We start from the raw sequence: 17,816 nt of genomic DNA, 5'->3' as shown, positions 1-17,816 counted from the left end.
TATTGCAGCGCAGGCTTATTTTGCCTGCGCACTTTATATAATGTTAGATACTGTTGAGATACTGGTCTATCATCTCGCTGGAGGTCTGGTAATCTCCGGTTCCCACATACTCCTTAAGTGCAGTGAAGAACTCTGTGTCTATATCTCCGTAGGAGTACCTGTCAATATCACGTATAAGGTCCTCCACAGGTTCGCGGTCCCCCGCTCTCAAGAATGCCCTGAGCTCCTTGAGCTTGCTCTTGTTTATTCCATCCCGGACTTCCTTCTCAGCAGGCTCCTCCACATGATTTATCTTTGACATGTACTTGTCTATCTGCTTGAAGAAGTCGTTCATCATAGCTATAAAATCGCGGGTATTATCGCGGGCATACTGCTGGTTTCCGATATTTATCGCAGACTCCAGGTTGGCCGCCTTGCGCTCGATTCCGTAAGCCCCGATATTTGCACTGCTGCTCTTGATGTCATGGATTATATTTTTGTACTTTCTCACATCGTCGTCTATATATTTTCTGAGCTGCTGTACCTCTTCCCGGTACTCATCCCTGTAATTTCTGACAAATGTGTTAAAGGTTCTGAAGCTTCCACCCATGGCTTTGACGGAATCTTCCACGGACACAAATCTTCCAAGCAGGACTGCATCCTCCATATAGTTGATGTCATCATCGGACTGGGAAAGCTCTGTGTCTCTCTCCTTTATCTTGTCCTCCGATATATAAGTCCTCAGCATGGATTCTGCCTGATCGAGCTCTATCGGCTTAACTATGACATCGTTGAAGCCCGATGTGAGTATCTCCTCTCTGGATGTCTCGACCGTGTTGGCGGACAGCGCAATGATAGGCATCTTCTTGTACTCCTCACCGTCAAGATTTCTCATCTCCCTGACGGTATCCAGTCCATCCATGACAGGCATAACGGTGTCGATAAATACCATATCGTAATTCTCCACCATGACCTTATCAAGTGCATCAAATCCCGATGTGGCTGTATCGCACGCCAGACCATATGTATCAAATATGGTCTTCTCCACCTGTAATGCAAGCTCTGAGTCGTCCACTATAAGTATGCGGGCATCCGGCAGCCACAGATGTGAATTGGCATTTCTTCTCGCCATCTCCTTGCGCTTTCTCTCATTGTAGTTGACATAACTATAATCAAACACTGACTGCTTGATGCTGAAGCGTATGGTCGTTCCTGCGCCATATATGCTCTCTGCGCTGATGCTTCCATCCAGCATACGCACAAGCTCCTTGGCTATGGCAAGGCCAAGACTGACTCTGAACATTCCTATATCTGATCTCTCATAGGAATCATCCAGCTCAAACAATGTTCCAAGTCTCTCTTCCTTAACTCCAAGTCCTGTATCCGATATCTTGAAGTCCAGATATATCTCATCGTGATCCCTGTCAAATATTCGGGATATCTCAGTCTCCGGTTCCTCTATGAGCTCCGAGAATTCACTGACTGTGTAATCCTCGGCCTCCGCCTCATCTACATCCTCGTCAGCTCTTCTGGCTATACGCCAGTCAATGTCTATGCTTATATAGCCCTCTTTTGTAGTATTTGCGGACCATGCAAATATGTTCTCAAGAATCTCTCTCACCGCCGTCATATCTCCTATGAGTCCGTTCGGTATCTTGTCCTCAATGCTGACCTTGAGATCGATGAGATCACTGTTCACCATGGACTTGAATTCGTCGGAGAGCTCATCTATGAGATCCGAGGCAAAATACTGCTTGTACTCCGGCTCTATGATGTCGTCCTTGAGGTTTGAAAGCTTCGATATTCCATCGGACATATCGAGTATCTCTCTTCCCGCAGCATACATGGCACCGTACTGTGCATACTCATCACTCTGGGTATCCTGACAGTTTCTCATGGCAAGCTCTGAGATGGCGATTATGTTATTGAGTGGAGTCCTTATCTCATGATTAAGATAGTTTACATAATCATTCTTTGCCTGATTGGACTTCTCCGCCTCCTCACTCTTCTTGCTGAGCTCTTCCACCTGCTCGTTCTGTCTTCTGAGAAGCTTGAAGATACTTCTCGCAACAGCTATTCCCACTAAGATAAGAAGAACTATAAATATCACAAGGAGCATCTTTGCCAGATTCGTCTCGAAAAAACCAAGTTCCTTGTCTATGACAAATGTAAGCGGCTGTTCACACTCCACGCCGTCCGCATTTTTTGCAGTTAACATAAAACGGTAAGTACCTCCCTCAAGATTGGTGTACTCGACCTCCATCTTGTCAGTTCCCGTGAGCGTTCTCTTCTCGCTCTCAAAGCCCTCAAGGTAATACTCCACTGATATGTCAGCACGGTTTACATAACTAAGGACTGAGAACTTGATAGTTATTCTGTTGGTGTTCTTCGGCACATCTATCTGTCCGTCAAGATCTGAGAACTGATGCTCAGTTCCATCCACCTCTATGGAGGCAATACGAACCCTAGGAGCTACCTCGTTCACATACTCTGAATTGAGATTTATCCTGCACAGCCCTTCATCGCAGCACACATACACAACGCCTGTCTTTGACACATAGTTGGTTGATTTCTCTGTTATGTTGGATATTATTCCGTCGTTCTTCGTAAAGCTTATATATTCAGGTGAGGCATTGCTCAGTATATCCTTCTCATAATATCTGTATAAACCTCTGGAACCAAACATCCACAGGTATCCCTGATCGTCCATTATGAGATCGTATATACCGTTGGTGTTATCCACGGTGGTGACCTGTCTGACGGTTCCCTCCTGATAATACAGACCATTGTCCGTTCCTATCCACAAACCGCTGCTTCCGCGGACCATACTTGACACAACGCTCATCTTCTGGGTATCATCCAGCTTCATCTTGCCGACAGTATAATCCGTGTCAACTATAAACACGCCAGCGCCGTTGGAACCGGCATACAGCTCGCCGGTCTCGTCTGCGTACAGGCTGATTATGTCAGGGTTATCAAGTCCATCCAGTCTCGATATGCTCTTTACGACATCATCGCCCTCTATCACAGATATACCGTTCTCTGTTCCAACCGCCACCGTTCCCGGCTTTATCTCAGTTATACAGTTCACGGCATTGCTTATGAGTGATGACTCTCCACGGCTGTAGCTCTTGTACTGCCAGTTTCGGCTCACCTTTATTACACCATATATCTTATATGTAGCTATCCACAGATGATCGTCCGAATCCACATACAGATCTCGTATACTTATACCGCTGAGCTTTGATACGAGCTCATTTTCCGTACTCATCACAAGCTTGCCATTTGAATCTACGATATACAGACCTTCATCAGTTCCTATAAACGTGTTGCCATTGTAGCTCGTCACACAGTTCACGATGGAGCTGTCTATGCCGTACTTCATGGTGACATTCTGGAACTTGCTCCTCTCCAACTGAAGAATACCTTTTCTGTATGACGTAAACCAGTAATTGCCCTCAAAGTCTATGATCATATCGCTCATCGACTCGTTAAAGCTCAGTCCCCCGATGGCTGTCACATTACCCTTTGATGAGATATATCCAACACCGTCATCGGCAAGCGCCCAGATGTTGTCGCCATCCGAATATATCTTGTTGATTCCGTGAAGGTTGCCCGTGTTGATGATCTCATTCTTGCCGTCTGTTCCTATCTTAAGGATGCTGTATCCGGCGGATCCATAATATCTGTTGCCATTCTCGTCAACATACAGTGAGTTTATATCGTCGACCCTGTACTCTGACTTGTTGGTTATGGAGACATGTCTTTCAGGATCAACGGTTATCAAAATATCATTATTGGCTATTGCATACACATAGTCCCCATGTCCTGATATATTTCCCACGCTGAGTCCTGACACGACATCATCAGCCAGAGCTTCCGCACCGTCAGATGACAGACGAAATATTCCCGACGAGGCCGCTATCCACAGATTCTTGTTATCGTCCTCGTACATGGCGTTGATGGTCGACACACCCAGATTGTACATCTCGGAAACTCTCTGAAAGGTTCCGTTATCATACATGTAGAGTCCATAGTTGTCCGTTCCAACATACAGCTTCTCATCACTTGTGAGATAAATGCAGTTGATCGAATATTTCGTGGCATCCTCGTCACCGTCCAGTGAGAACAGTGTAAATTCACTTCCGTCATACCTGTAAAGTCCGTTGTCCGTACCTATCCATATGTATCCACTCACAGACTGGCACACACAATTTGCCTCTCCACTGTCAAACCCATCGGTATCGGAGAATGTCCTCTGGTTATAATTTGATGTAAAATCCTCATCTGCAAACACACTAAGCCGTGGCCACATCACTGTCGCCACGGCAAGTATTATCACGTATATGATAAGTTTCTTTTGATGATCTCTCATTTTTTCCTCCGAAGATATGTCCGCTCCTACGCCTCTTTGAGGAATGCAACATATCCTTTCTTGGTCTCATATATATCTGCCTTGGATGTCACTTCCCATGGTGCATGCATGTTGAGTACAGCCACGCCACAGTCTATTACCTCCATACCATACAGTGAAAGTATATATGCGATGGTTCCGCCGCCACCGACATCTACCTTGCCGAGCTCGGCTGTCTGGTATGTGATCTCCGCATCATCCATGATCTTTCTTATAGCCGCCATGTATTCTGCATTTGCGTCATTTGATCCTGACTTTCCTCTTGATCCTGTGAACTTGTTAAATACCATTCCTTCACCGAAGATAGCCGCATTCTTCTTGTCAAATGCTGACTCAAATGTAGGATCAAAGCCCGCAGATACATCCGATGACAGCATCCTTGACGATGCAAGACATCTTCTGAGTGAGATCTCTGAGAAGCCACCCATGGCGTTCATGATCTCAGCTACAGTATTCTCAAAGAAGTGTGACTGCATTCCTGTTGCTCCAACACTTCCTATCTCCTCCTTGTCAGTGAGCAGACAGCAGGTCGTCTTCTCCGGATCGTCAGCCTCAAGCATGGCGACAAGGGATGTGTATGCACACACTCTGTCGTCCTGGCCATATGCCATGATCATACTCTCGTCTATACCGCAGTTCCTTGCCTTTCCTGCAGGAACGATCTCGAGCTCTGCTGAGAGGAAATCCTCCTCCTTCATATTGTACTTCTTCTCAAGGAGCGCAAGTACAGCTTCCTTTACAGCCTCCTTCTCCTTGCCCTCAAGCGGTCTGCTTGCAAACAGTATGTCAAGCTGCTCTCCCTCTATCACTGAATCCGCTCTCTTCTTGAGCTGCTCCTGAGAGAGATGTATGAGAAGATCTGTAACACAGAATACCGGATCATTCTTGTCCTCTCCTATGTTCACTGTCATAACGTCACCATTTGTCTTTGCAACAACACCGTGTATGGCAAGTGGGAGTGTTACCCACTGATACTTCTTGATTCCGCCGTAATAGTGAGTGTCGAGATATGCAAATCCGCCCTTCTCATAAAGCGGATTCTGCTTCACATCCATTCGAGGGGAATCAATGTGTGCACCGAGTATGTTCATGCCCTTCTCAAGCTTCTTCTTTCCTATATTGAACATGGCGACCGTCTTGTTCATCCACACGGCATACACTTTATCTCCAGCTGCAAGGCTCTCCTTGTTCTTAATGATCTTCTTCAGATCTCTGTAGCCGTGATCCTCTGCCTGTCTGACGATCTCTTTAACGCATTCTCTCTCTGTCTTGCCATTGTCAAGGAATTCCCTGTAGTCCTTACACAGGCTCTCCAGCTCCTTTATCTCATCCTTCTTGTATTTGTTCCACGCATTTTTCTGTGCCATTTTCATTGCCTCCTGTTAATAACTGTACACATCAGTGTCTATATTCCACGCACTCCTGCGCATAGTAATACTGCGCAGGATAACGAGTATAGCTCCCATTATTATAAAGAAAATAATATATACTGCATATGACGGGATCATTGTAAACTTGAAAACAAGATATCCTGCCACACACAAAACAATTGCTATAACAATTGCAATAGCCATATTAAAGAATGCATTCAGATTGCCTCTGAGCGCACCGTATTCATCCTCCCAGTCAAGCTTCGGATGTGTTGAATCGAGAAGCACACCTGTGTATGTGCAAATGCCCGAGCCGAGGATTCCCAGCACAACATAATACACACTGTCTATAACACTACACTCCATATATATACAGAGGATAACCGTGGTAACCGCGATCGTCACTCCGCTGAACAGCATGCTAACCCAGACCTTTGCGCGGATCTGGAGATCATATGTCATCGGGATGTGCTTTATAAATGATATATGGCTTCCCTCTCTGGTGAACGCCGTGGATGCGATACTGTTCATCGCTGTTGCAAAGAATGCCAGGGCGATGACCGCAACCAGCATGACCATGTCAGCCAGGAAAAGCCCTCTTCCAAATGTGTCTCTGAATGCCCTGATCGAATCCGCAGTTGCAGGTATATTGAACAATGCCACAACGAGTATCGGCCATATCAGGTTGACCACAACGCAATACTTCCTGTATGCCGGAGTCCTCACCAGTGTCTTTATCTCCTTTGCCATATATGATCTGAACGGTGTCTTTATGGCAAAGTCCTGCAGCCCGACAACTTCCTTCTGGCGGCGTCCTGACCTTCCGGTGGATGACACAAGGTATACGCCCCTGAGGTACAGCAGATTTCCAAGGAAAAACAGAAGTGCCACACAGCCAGCGTTCACAAGCACAAAGAGCAACATATACACGATGTTGTTACTGCCCAATGCCTTCAGGAACAGCGGAACCGTGAAAAATATATTGTTCATTACCTTTATGAATATATTGTCACCATTTTTAAGGCTGTCTATGTAATTATTTATATTCACAGAGTCCATCTGTGCAAATGACCATATGAAAAGGCCTGCAAACACTACAACCGCAAGTCCCACCATGAAGTCCACATTTCTGAGCAGTTTGAGTTTGCTGAAAAACGCCATGACTATCAGTGCAAATATACCACAGTACACCAGCGGCAGAACCGGAAGTAAAAATACTCCAAGTAATGAGGTTATCACGGATACCGGCTTTATCTCTGCGGCTACAAAGTAACCGATAAATCCACAGAAGAGAACCATAAACTCCATGACGCTCTCGGCAAAATATGCGTGTGTAAACTTGGCGGCCACAAGCTCTGCCGGTTTCACAGGCAGCGGCAGTAAATGATCAAGATCAGATGAAAAATAAAGCAGATTGAATAAGACCATTATACTGAATATAACGCCGAACACCGACATGAGCTGGATAACGAGGTTGAGTCCCTCTGTACAGCCTCCCGCCTCCATGAGTGCGGCAGTCATTATGTAAACTATAAATCCCACAACGATACAGCACGGGATCATGATACAGCACATGGCGATGATTCCCATGACCTTATATGCCTTTGCCTTGTCCCCGTGCTCCGGCATCTCCATATCATTATTCCTGCTTATCATACTGAGCAATATCCTAAAATTCTTCATGCGTCATCTCCACAAATATCTCTTCAAGAGATTTGTTCCTGTGCTGTGTCTCAAGCTCATCCAGAGTTCCCTGGTATATATCCTTTCCCTTTCTTATCATGATTATCTTGTCGCAGAGCTTCTCTGCAACCTCGAGAACATGTGTTGAAAAGAATACACAGTTTCCTGCGTCGGCATGTTCACGCATCATCTTCTTGAGCTCATATGCCGCATTCGGATCAAGTCCCGTCATAGGCTCGTCGAGTATCCATACAGGTGGATTGTGCACAAGCGCAGCTATGACCATCATCTTCTGGCGCATACCGTGGGAATAGCTGACCATCTGTCTGTTCAGGCTGTCCTCCATACCAAAGCGCTCAGCCATCTGCTCTATCCTCTGCTTTCTCTCGGTGGTCGATACTCCATATATATCAGCGATGAAATTGACATACTCAAGTCCCGTAAGTCTGAGAAATATATCAGGATTGTCGGCTATATAACCCATGGACTGCTTGGCCTCCATTGGCTTTTCTCTCATATCGAAACCATTTATCTTTACTCTGCCCTCCGTCGGCATAAGTATACCTGTCAGCATCTTGATGGTAGTTGTCTTACCCGCACCATTCTGTCCAACAAATCCTACTATCTCACCCTTGTGTATATGGAAACTGAGATCATCAACTGATACAATGTCTCCGCCATACACCTTCTTAAGATTCTCCGCTATTATCATGCGCATGTCCTTTCATCACTATATCGTTTTTGCATACCCGGTCTTATTATATCAATTCAGCGTACGGTTTACAAGTTTACCGTTGTATCAAGACAGAATGAATATATGACCTTCTCCTTAACCTTCATGCCGGTGAGCTGTTCAAGCACATCGGCGTATTTGTCGAGCTGGATATGGTATCTCTTAACCAGCTCCGACGCATCCTTCACGCTGTCTGTCTTGTAATCCAGAAGAACTATGCCTCCATCCTCCTCGAAGTAGGCATCTATGATTCCCTGTACAACTATCGTCTCGTCTCCGCAGTCCTTAAGTGAGCTCATTATTTCTCCGGGCTCCATCATCATGTAGAACTGTCTCTCACGGTACAGTCTGTCCGACTTGCCCGCAGCCGCCATGCGCTGTCCTATCTCACTGTGTATCATCTTATATATCTTCTTTGGTCTTATCCGCTCTCTGTACAGCTCATCAAATAACCCAAGCTCAAACACTCTGTCGACATCCTTCTCCGCATCCGCAACAGTTTTCCCTGAGAAGTCTGCAAGCTCCATGATCTTGTGATAAATGTTTCCTATCTCATTTCCATGGACTATCCTCTCCTCACTCATGAATGCTGGGATTGGGACCTCACTTCTGGCACTGTACTCCCTGCTGGTTAGGATATCCGGTGTAATGGCATCCTCACCGTGCGCCTGAAGTCTTTTTATCTCGGTTATGGACATCTTGCTCTTAAGCCCCGAATGTCTGTAGCCATACCTGAATTCCAGTCCGTTCTTCACATGGTCATACAGTTCTTTGTCGAGCTTCGCTTCAGAGGCTTCCACTGTCATATTTTCTGCTTCATCCTGATCAGTCTCAGGAGACATAAAGCTGTCGGCCTCCACCTCGATGCTCTTCACATGATCGCACTCTCCCACATATCTGAGCGCGGTATATATCCAGGCGGCATAGCCATTTGCTTTCATGATAGATGCATAATTCATCCTGTCTCCGATTATATACATATCACAGGCTGCCTTGAATTTATCTGCATCCTTCACGCACCCGGTCATGTACAACTTTTCCTTTGCCCTGGTTAACGCCACATACAGGACTCTCATCTCCTCGGCATAGGTCTCCGCAACGATATTCTTACTCATTATCCGCTTGAAAAATGTCATTCTTCTGGCTCTTGTTCTGAGGTCGACCTGGTCGCACGCCAGATAATGATCCTGGTGGACAAGCACATTTGATCTGGTGTCCATCAGATTAAACTCCTTGCCGAGCCCAGACACAAATACAACAGGGAACTCCAGTCCCTTGCTCTTGTGCATGGTCATGACTCGGACGACGTCCTCATTCTCACTGACCACATCAGCCTCTGCAAAATCCAGATCATTTGTCTTGAGCTCATCAACATATCGGATGAAGTTGAACACGCCCTTGCTGTTCTCCTCGAAATCATCCGCCTTCTTGATGAGCATGTCGATATTCGCCTGGCGTCTTCTTCCCATCGGTCTGGCACCGACAAACCAGTAAAATCCGGTGGTGTCCAGCACGTATCTTATTATGTCGCTTATGGACATATAATTTTTATTCTTCTTGAGATAGTCAAGCATGCGGAGGAATTCCCACAGTCTGTCCACAGCGTGTTTTTTCTCGCCCACATGGGTGTCCATATAATCTATAACCTTGTCATAAAGTCTGGCGTTCCAGTCCGTGCCGTTCTTCTCGTATTTGCTGCGGTATTCACCCACTATAACCGCAAGCTCCTCCTCATCAAGGCCTACCAGTGGCGACCTTAAGACAGCAGCCAGGTCGTAATCCACGTAGCTGTTATCAACTATGGAGAGCATGCTGACCAGTGTCCGTATCTCAGCAGCATCAAAGTAGCCACTCTCACTCTCAATATACAGAGGTATGCCCTTCTCCTGAAATACCCTGTCAAATATGGTGGATGCTGTGGACACACTTCTAAGCAGTATGACGATATCCTTATATCTGACAGGTCTCCTGTCAGCACCACTTCCAACATACAGAGGTTCACTTCCGTCAACAATATCACGTATCTTACCGGCGATATAATTCGCCTCAACCTCAGGATTGCCATACTCCTCAGATACATCCGCTTCTCTCATATTGTTGTCTATGAGTATGAACTCTGATACAGGGCCATGATCCACGTCATCCGGCTCCGTCATCCCTTCTCCGTCACTTATGGCAAATCTGGAATTGAGCTTTGCGCCCTCATCGTACTCTATGTCTCCTATCTCTCGCCTCATGAGCTGGGCAAATATTGAGTTCACCGTCTTTAACACATTTATCTCACTTCGGAAGTTTCTGGTCAGCAGTATGCTGTTGCCATCTATGTCCGGGTCCGCTATGTCAGCATCACCCAGCCTGCGGTAGCTGTCATACTTCTCTATGAACAGATCCGGTCTCGCCATTCTGAATCTGTATATGCTCTGCTTAACATCGCCGACCATGAATGTGTTGTGGATATCCTCACCGTGTCCCGACACACTTGCCAGAATGTATTCCTGCAGAAAGTTACTGTCCTGATACTCATCTATAAGTATCTCCCTGTACCGCCTTGAGACTTCCTTTCCAATCTCTGAAGGGACAGCCCTGTCATCCTCTATTCCATCGCAAAGTATCCTGAATGCGAACTCCTCTATGTCGTGGAACTCGAACATATTCTTGTCCATCTTGACCTTCATCAGCTCATCCATATAAAGCTCAGTGAGCTTCAAAAGTGATGATATCACTGGCTCAGTCATGGCTGCCTGCCTCAGAATGTCATCCACATCCAGGACGACCGAAACTATGTCGTCTATGATCGACTTATACACATCCCGCCTTGATTTGACAAATTCCTTCTTCTCCGGGTCAGCTCCACCGCCCGGGTTCACAAATCTGTCAAATGCATAGCATATACTCCGGCCCTGGGCATCCTTCTCCATCTTGAGTCCCTCCGGTCTCAATGACGATCTGTATATATCTCTGAGTTCAAACAGGTCAACATGCAGGTCGTCTTCCCCGCCACAGCTTCTGAGCATGTGTGTTATCAGCTCAACATCCTTATCCACACGGAGTCCGTACGCCTCAAGGCCATACGCCTCCGTTGCATATTTCTGGCACTCCCTGACCATATCATCCGCAGTTCTGAGCATCATGTACACCCTGTCCGCAAATGTTCTGACCATCGGAAGCCCCACGACTTCTCTTCTCTTCTCCTCCTCAGTGGATGATGTATCCACGACAAATTTCATGGCATCCGCCGCCTGCGCAAGCCATTTTTTCGGCTCCGGATAGCTGGATATAACCTTTATTATCCTCTCAACGATATCCGGCACGGCACTGTCACTCTCATTTCTCGCAAACGTCATTATCAGCCTGTCGAAACCGGGCACGACCGATTCATCCTCATAGCACATCTCCATGACCTGATCCATCACGTCGCGCTTTATGATCTTCATCTCCGTGTCGTCCGCTATGCCAAATGCACAGTCAAGCTCCACCCTCGCAAAGTATTCCTTCACTATCCTAAGGCAAAAGCTGTCTATGGTGCAGATGTCAGCATGGTTGATCAATGTCATCTGCTTTATAAGATGCTCGTCATATTCGCCCTTCGCCATCATCTCATCTATCTTTTTCTGCAGTGCCTGTCCTATCTTCTCCTTCATCTGGGCCGCTGCCGCATTTGTAAATGTAACGACAAGAAGCTCATCCACAGATACCGGCTCGCTTCCCTCTATTCTGTCACCACGCGAATTTCTTCCGGCCACCATCTCTATGATACGCTCCACGAGCACCGCCGTCTTACCTGACCCCGCCGCTGCAGATACAAGAAGATTGCCATGCCTTGTGTCGATGACATGCGCCTGCTGGTCTGTCCACTTTATTCCATTGTCAGTCTTCATATCTTTTCCCATGTCATCATTCCTCACTTATCTCTATATCGAACTCAGCAGCTCTCTTCACTATCTGTTCAGACAGTTCCCTCAGCTCCTCAAGATGCGCCCTCTCCTCCGCAAGCTTCCTGCCGGTGCTCTCGAGAGTATCCCTCATCTTCTGTGTTGCCTTATCGCCGCGGTCATCTACCTTCTTCTTTGCATCCTCATACTTTTTCCGGGCGCTGTCACATGACTTAACGGTCTTCTCCATATCGCTCCTGACCTTCTTGTATTCAGTCTTGATATTCTTTATATCCTCAGCTTTGCGGTTGTAATTTTCCGCCTCGCCCCTATAGATCCTGGAGTATGAATTGCCTGAATACTTGCTGTCAAATGCACATATGCCCTTAAAATCACAGTATTTGCACGCATTTGCCTTGCCCTCATTGACCGGATTTATCTCGATGCTTCCCTCGGCTATACTGCCGGCAAGCCTCTCTATGTTCCTGCGGTTCGCCTCCATGAGATCTGTTATAAGAGTCTCCTCAAGGCTCTGTCCGTTCTTGAGTGTCGCTGAGCTGTTGTCCATGACCTTCAGCGCCCTGTTATCTCCATTGTACAGGCCTGAATATCTGGACTCCTCAAGTATCTTCTTCTCGAAGGTGTCCACAAGCACTCCCCCGAACACCTCGTCATCGGCCGCAAATCCCATGCCGTCATCAGTGTATCTGATCTTATCTCCCATTGCCGTCACGTCACATGCCGGATTGTCAAAGGTATAATACAGAAGTCCGCCCACATGTATACCACCAGGTCTTCCAAGCTGTGCCATCCTGCGCTTTTCAAGCTCGCAGGCTATGGCACCGTATGTCACAAGCTGCATCTGGAGTCCTCCGAGCACCTTGTCTATATCCAGCTTCTTATCAGATGACTTGTAATCTATAATCTTGAAATAAGCATCCCTGTCATCCGTAAATTCATCTATTCTGTCTATAACTCCCTTGAGGCTCATCGTGAGTCCATTTGGAAGGTTGAATATATATCTGTCTATGTTGTCTGCATTTTCCGATGTGTTGAACCGCCGCTCAAAATTCTCCGGGTCCATCTCCCCACATCTGATAAATGTGCGGAGCGTCCTGGCTGTCCTCGATGCAACATCCGCCAGAAGCTTTTTCATGTATGCCGCTCTTGAAGAATCCTCAAAGTACAGCCCGGCTTCATCCTCCGCAGATTCATTTGCAAATTCCACCGCCTTCTGTTCCAGCTCCGCCTCGTCCAGATGTACCCAGTCGTTGTCCCTGAACATCCTGACAAATGAGAATATCTTCTCCATGGTGCTGTGAAGTATATTACCAACATTTGCAGCGCCTATCCTGTATGTCTCCCTCTCTCTGAGCGAAAGTCCGTATGTCAGGAAATACTTGAACTGGCACTCAGCATACCGCTCAAGCTTGGACACACTCTCCACCAGATTCTCTCCATATATAAGGCGTACAGTATCTGGAGACAGATTTTTTGACGAGTTAACATAATTCTGCCCGAAATTGATCGATCTGAGCTGTCTGCCATATCCCATCTTCGAAAGCAGTTTTCTGACAGCGTCCAACGTCTCCCCGGCTTCAACGTCATCAGAATGTCTGATGATGTATCTGAGCGCTCCCGCCGCAGTCTCCGGCATCTGACCGTCCACATCATACTCCTCCGTCCGTATATCCGGGAATATATTCTTTATCCTGTCTATCAGGTATGACGGCTTCATGGACTTGAGATCCTCTCCGATCTTTCGGCACAGCACATAGATCATATCCGATGCCTTGGTGAGCGTGGTGTATATATAGAACTGTTCTATATACGCATTTGTCTTATCTGATGGAGCCAGCTCTATACCGTAGTCCTCAAGACTCTGGCGGTCTGCACCGGAGAGTATCCTGCCCTTCTTGGCCGGTTTCGGAATTATGCCTTCGTTCACTCCCGCCATGAACAGCACCTTTATATGGTTGAGCCTTGATCTCGTCATATCGCCGACCACCACGCGGTCTATAGTCGGAGGCACTATACCGATCTCCATATCCGCTATGCCTGCATCCAAGATTCCCGCATATTCTTTTACGGTAAGCTTCTCATCGCCGATTATAGCCTCCATCTTCTCAAACAGGGCAACAACCTTGTCAAATATCCTTCCGTATGCATCTCCCTCATCCCATCTCTCCTGCTCATACAGCACTTTCTTATGAGCCTCAAGCTTACCGCACACATCAAGCTGCGCAAGGAAGCTGTAAAGAGATTCCGTATATGTTCTCACTGTGTTCTTGGAGCCAGGGCTTGCCGGCTTCCACACATCGATACATTTGTCCGAGAAAAGCTCCATGATCTGGGCTCTTATAGACTCCATGTCTGCCGCATAGTCAGGATTCCTGTCATCGGTTATCTCCTTCGTCCAGCTCCTGTAACCCCTAAGATTCCTGAGGAGCACATAGTTCTCCATCCTCTCAATGTCGTCCTGATCCACACCGGTCATTCCTGACTTTAACAGTCTGAACACGCTGTCAAATGAGAAGTTGTCCGTCATCACACCGAGGAAAGCCCTTATGGTGTCTGAGCACGGATCTCCCTTAAGAGATATATTTGCATCTATGAACACAGGGATATCGTATTCCTCCATCGCCTGACGGTAATACCGTGCCACATCCTGCAGATCACCCGCAACCACGGCTATATCCTTATAACGGTATCCCTTGTCCCTGACAAGCTCTCGTATTCTTCCCGCTATATACTCAGCCTCGTCTGCCGCCCTGTCCACAGCGACCACATGTATGTCTCCGTCATCGCCTGTGACTCTGCCATGGGGGTATCTGAACAGATTGGCCTCAAGTCCGGCAAGCTCCTTGCTTTTCTCGAATCTGTACGGTCTGCGATCCTGACACATAACGACATTATCCAGTATGTCCACCTGCTCATCCCCCGCCATTCTCACAAGCGCCTGCACAGTCTCCTTGGTGAGTCTGAACAGCTCGTACTCCTTCGGCTTTGTGAAGCCTATCTGCGACGCATCTATCGTAAATACAAATATCATGCTCTCAACGCGTGTCATGAGCTTCCTGATAAGATCCATCTGTACCGGTGTAAATCCTGTGAATCCGTCAAGATACAGATGGCTGTGCGCCAGCATATCCGACCTGTCCACGCACTCAGCTAGCAGCTCTATGAGCTGCTCCGCAACTATATAGCTGTCATCCCTGTTATACTCCTCAAATCTCTCGTATATAAGCCTGATGTCATGCATTTTTCTGTATACCAGACTGTCCTTATCCAGCTTGTCCATGACTGCGTCGATCGAATCCCTGTCAACCGCATACTGGAACAGCTCAGACATCATGGATTTCATCTCATCTATAAAACCCATCTTGTTGATATAGCTTCCATAAACAAGGAGCTCGTCCTGTGACTCTATAAGTATCTTCTTGATGAGCATGCTCTTTCCAAAGTCCTCCAGAACCCTTCCCGGATTCACTGACAGCTCATCGAATACCCGGTACGCAAGCCTGTTGAAGCCTATGGCATCTATGTTCATTGTTCCATGCCTCGGATGCATGGTCACTATATCTCTCTGCGCCTCCATGGAGAACTGCTCTGGAACCACGTACAAATAATTCAGGTCTCCGTGAGCCATCGACTCCTCTATCAGCTTCTTTATCACATATTCTGTTTTTCCTGAACCGGCGGGTCCCAGTACAAACTGTATTGCCATCTGTATTCTCCTTACACCTCAATATACTGTTATCTATGCTGTTTTTTCATCTGCTAATAATTTTCTCATAAAATCGCTCTCTTGTGAATAAAATATATAAAAAACAGGGAGAGCAAATAATGTCATCAACTAAACTTATCGTATTAAAATCAAAAGAACTCATATACACCGCCATACTGCTGGCACTTGTGATCGTATTTGTCATTATACTTATCACCATGTTCCGCGGCAAAGATTCAGATGACACCAGTGGTTCAGCCAGGAGCATCGCAACCTCAGCCCAGACTGATCCGTCTCCTAAGCTCGACGAGATACATTACACACCGGGGACATACTCATCTTCCCTTGTTCTGGGAGAAAACACTCTGTCCGTCATGGTCACTGTGGATGAGGACTACATCACAGATGTGTCATTCAAACAGGTGGATGAGACTGTGACCACCATGTACCCACTTCTTGAAACGGCACTCGAGGATATCAATACTCAGCTTCACTACATATCTTCCGTGGACGATATAACACCTTCCGGAGACAGCACATACACTACCAGACTTATCATAGATTCCATACGAAATGCCCTGAAGGATGCCGTGATCAACTAGCTGTCACGGTGCTTTCTGCCAAAACAAAAGGACATATGACCGTATATATCTTGCATTATATACGGTCATATGTCCTTTATTTATCCCACCGTTTATACGGTCGTTACTGCTTTGCAACTATGTTATCCTTATCCTTGAAAATACTGCCTCCCGGCACATATCCCCTGACTCTTGATACAGGATAGATGTTGCTGAATCTTCCTATTACGGTTCCAGGATTGAGGACGCTGTTGCAGCCAACCTCAACATTATCTCCGAGCATTGCACCAAACTTCTTAAGTCCTGTTGCAATGTCAAAGCTCTGTCCGTCCGCAGTTCCCTTAACGTGAACCAGAGTCTTGTCAGACTTCACATTGGACGTGATGCTTCCAGCACCCATATGTGACTTGAAGCCGAGGACTGAATCTCCCACATAGTTGTAATGAGGAACCTGAACGTTATTGAATATGATGACATTCTTGAGCTCTGTTGAATTACCTATCACACAGTTCTCTCCGACCAGTACGCTTCCTCTGATGAACGCACCCGGGCGAACCTCTGTGCCTGCACCTATGATTGTCGGTCCAAGGATGGTTGCTGTTCCATACACCTTACAGCTCTTGTGGATCCACACATGCTCATCCACCTCATTGTACTCATCCTTGTCCAGACTCTTTCCAAGCTCAAGCACGAAATCCTTGATAAGTGGAAGCGCCTCCCATGGATAGGTAAGCTTCTCAAGAAGAGGCTTTGCCATGGTCTGATCCAGGCTGTAGAGCTCCTTTATTGTTACAACTGACTGTATATCTTCCATAATAATAGTCTCCTTTTCTATCACATATAACTGATACATACTATGTTATACACCTTTGAATCAGTATGTGCAATCACTGTGTATCCGCATTCTTCTCCGCCTTTGCGCCTGTTCTGGCTGTGGCTCTTGTCTCCTTCTTCTGGGCACCTCCGCCCTTGGCGTAGAACACCTTCGTTTTGTCGAATACCCCTGTTATTCCATTCTGGTTCTGTATCTGCTTCACAAGGTTTGTGTATTTGGTGACAAATGTAGTCATCTTATCCGTGTATTCCTGCTTGGATATCTGACCTTCAGCGACACCCTCAAGCCCCTTTTCCCAGCTCGCCGTCAGGTCCGCTCTCAGCAGACCGTTGATGGAATAATATACTATATCGTATATTATCTCCCCAAGGAATGTCGGGGTCACTATCTGTGTCTTCTTGTTCAGCGATATATATTTGTTCTTCTCCAGCTTGGTGATGATCCCGTCTCTTGTGGCACTTGTTCCGATTCCAGCTCCCTTGATCTGCTCTCTGAGCGCCTCATCCTCTATGAACTGTCCTGCATTCTCCATGGTCAGGATCAGTGATCCTGAGTTGTATCTCTTAGGTGGGGATGTCTCACCCTCCTTTATGTCGATTCCCTGGACGCTCAGCTTGTCACC

The 17,816-nt window shown here is 46.7% G+C and carries 9 protein-coding genes; 1 reads left to right on the top strand and 8 read right to left on the bottom strand.

Going from position 1 to position 17,816, the window contains the following annotated elements:
* Positions 1–43 precede the first annotated feature (43 nt).
* The 6 genes from ABUA34_RS06795 to ABUA34_RS06770 all read right to left on the bottom strand — a co-directional run bounded on the left by ABUA34_RS06795 (position 44) and on the right by ABUA34_RS06770 (position 15,778).
* Positions 44–4,354, bottom strand: coding sequence for a hybrid sensor histidine kinase/response regulator (locus ABUA34_RS06795; protein ID WP_349823056.1), 4,311 nt, complete (start codon positions 4,352–4,354; stop codon positions 44–46).
* Positions 4,355–4,380: 26 nt separating this feature from the next.
* On the bottom strand, positions 4,381–5,760 hold the full coding sequence (locus ABUA34_RS06790) for an aminopeptidase (protein ID WP_015535084.1): 1,380 nt from the start codon (positions 5,758–5,760) through the stop codon (positions 4,381–4,383).
* Between the two features lie 15 nt (positions 5,761–5,775).
* Positions 5,776–7,446, bottom strand: coding sequence for a permease-like membrane multi-spanning protein (locus tag ABUA34_RS06785; RefSeq protein ID WP_022216894.1), 1,671 nt, complete (start codon positions 7,444–7,446; stop codon positions 5,776–5,778).
* Positions 7,433–8,158 (bottom strand): ABC transporter ATP-binding protein, encoded by a 726-nt coding sequence (locus tag ABUA34_RS06780; protein ID WP_022216895.1) that lies wholly within the window; start codon positions 8,156–8,158, stop codon positions 7,433–7,435. The genes ABUA34_RS06785 and ABUA34_RS06780 overlap by 14 nt, the downstream gene beginning before the upstream one ends.
* Positions 8,159–8,226: 68 nt before the next feature.
* Positions 8,227–12,069: a helicase-exonuclease AddAB subunit AddA gene (gene addA, locus ABUA34_RS06775; protein WP_349823055.1), complete on the bottom strand. Its 3,843-nt coding sequence runs from the start codon at positions 12,067–12,069 to the stop codon at positions 8,227–8,229.
* 4 nt (positions 12,070–12,073) lie between these two features.
* Entirely contained in the window at positions 12,074–15,778 is a 3,705-nt protein-coding gene (locus ABUA34_RS06770) for a helicase-exonuclease subunit AddB family protein (RefSeq protein WP_349823054.1), read from the bottom strand.
* 119 nt (positions 15,779–15,897) lie between these two features.
* Between ABUA34_RS06770 and ABUA34_RS06765 the strand changes: the two genes are divergently transcribed.
* Entirely contained in the window at positions 15,898–16,380 is a 483-nt protein-coding gene (locus ABUA34_RS06765; protein ID WP_055146811.1) for a hypothetical protein, read from the top strand.
* Between the two features lie 103 nt (positions 16,381–16,483).
* On the opposite strand, the gene ABUA34_RS06760 is transcribed toward ABUA34_RS06765, so the two are convergent.
* Positions 16,484–17,173 (bottom strand): LbetaH domain-containing protein, encoded by a 690-nt coding sequence (locus ABUA34_RS06760; RefSeq protein WP_349823053.1) that lies wholly within the window; start codon positions 17,171–17,173, stop codon positions 16,484–16,486.
* 73 nt (positions 17,174–17,246) lie between these two features.
* On the bottom strand, positions 17,247–17,816 hold a 570-nt coding region (locus ABUA34_RS06755; protein ID WP_349823052.1), incomplete at its 5' end, for a DNA topoisomerase.

The sequence above is a fragment of the Coprococcus sp. RTP21428st1_C9_RTP21428_210409 genome, from assembly GCF_040227395.1.
Classification (GTDB): Bacteria; Bacillota; Clostridia; order Lachnospirales; family Lachnospiraceae; genus Coprococcus; species Coprococcus aceti.
This window is presented reverse-complemented; position numbering and strand designations above follow the sequence as displayed.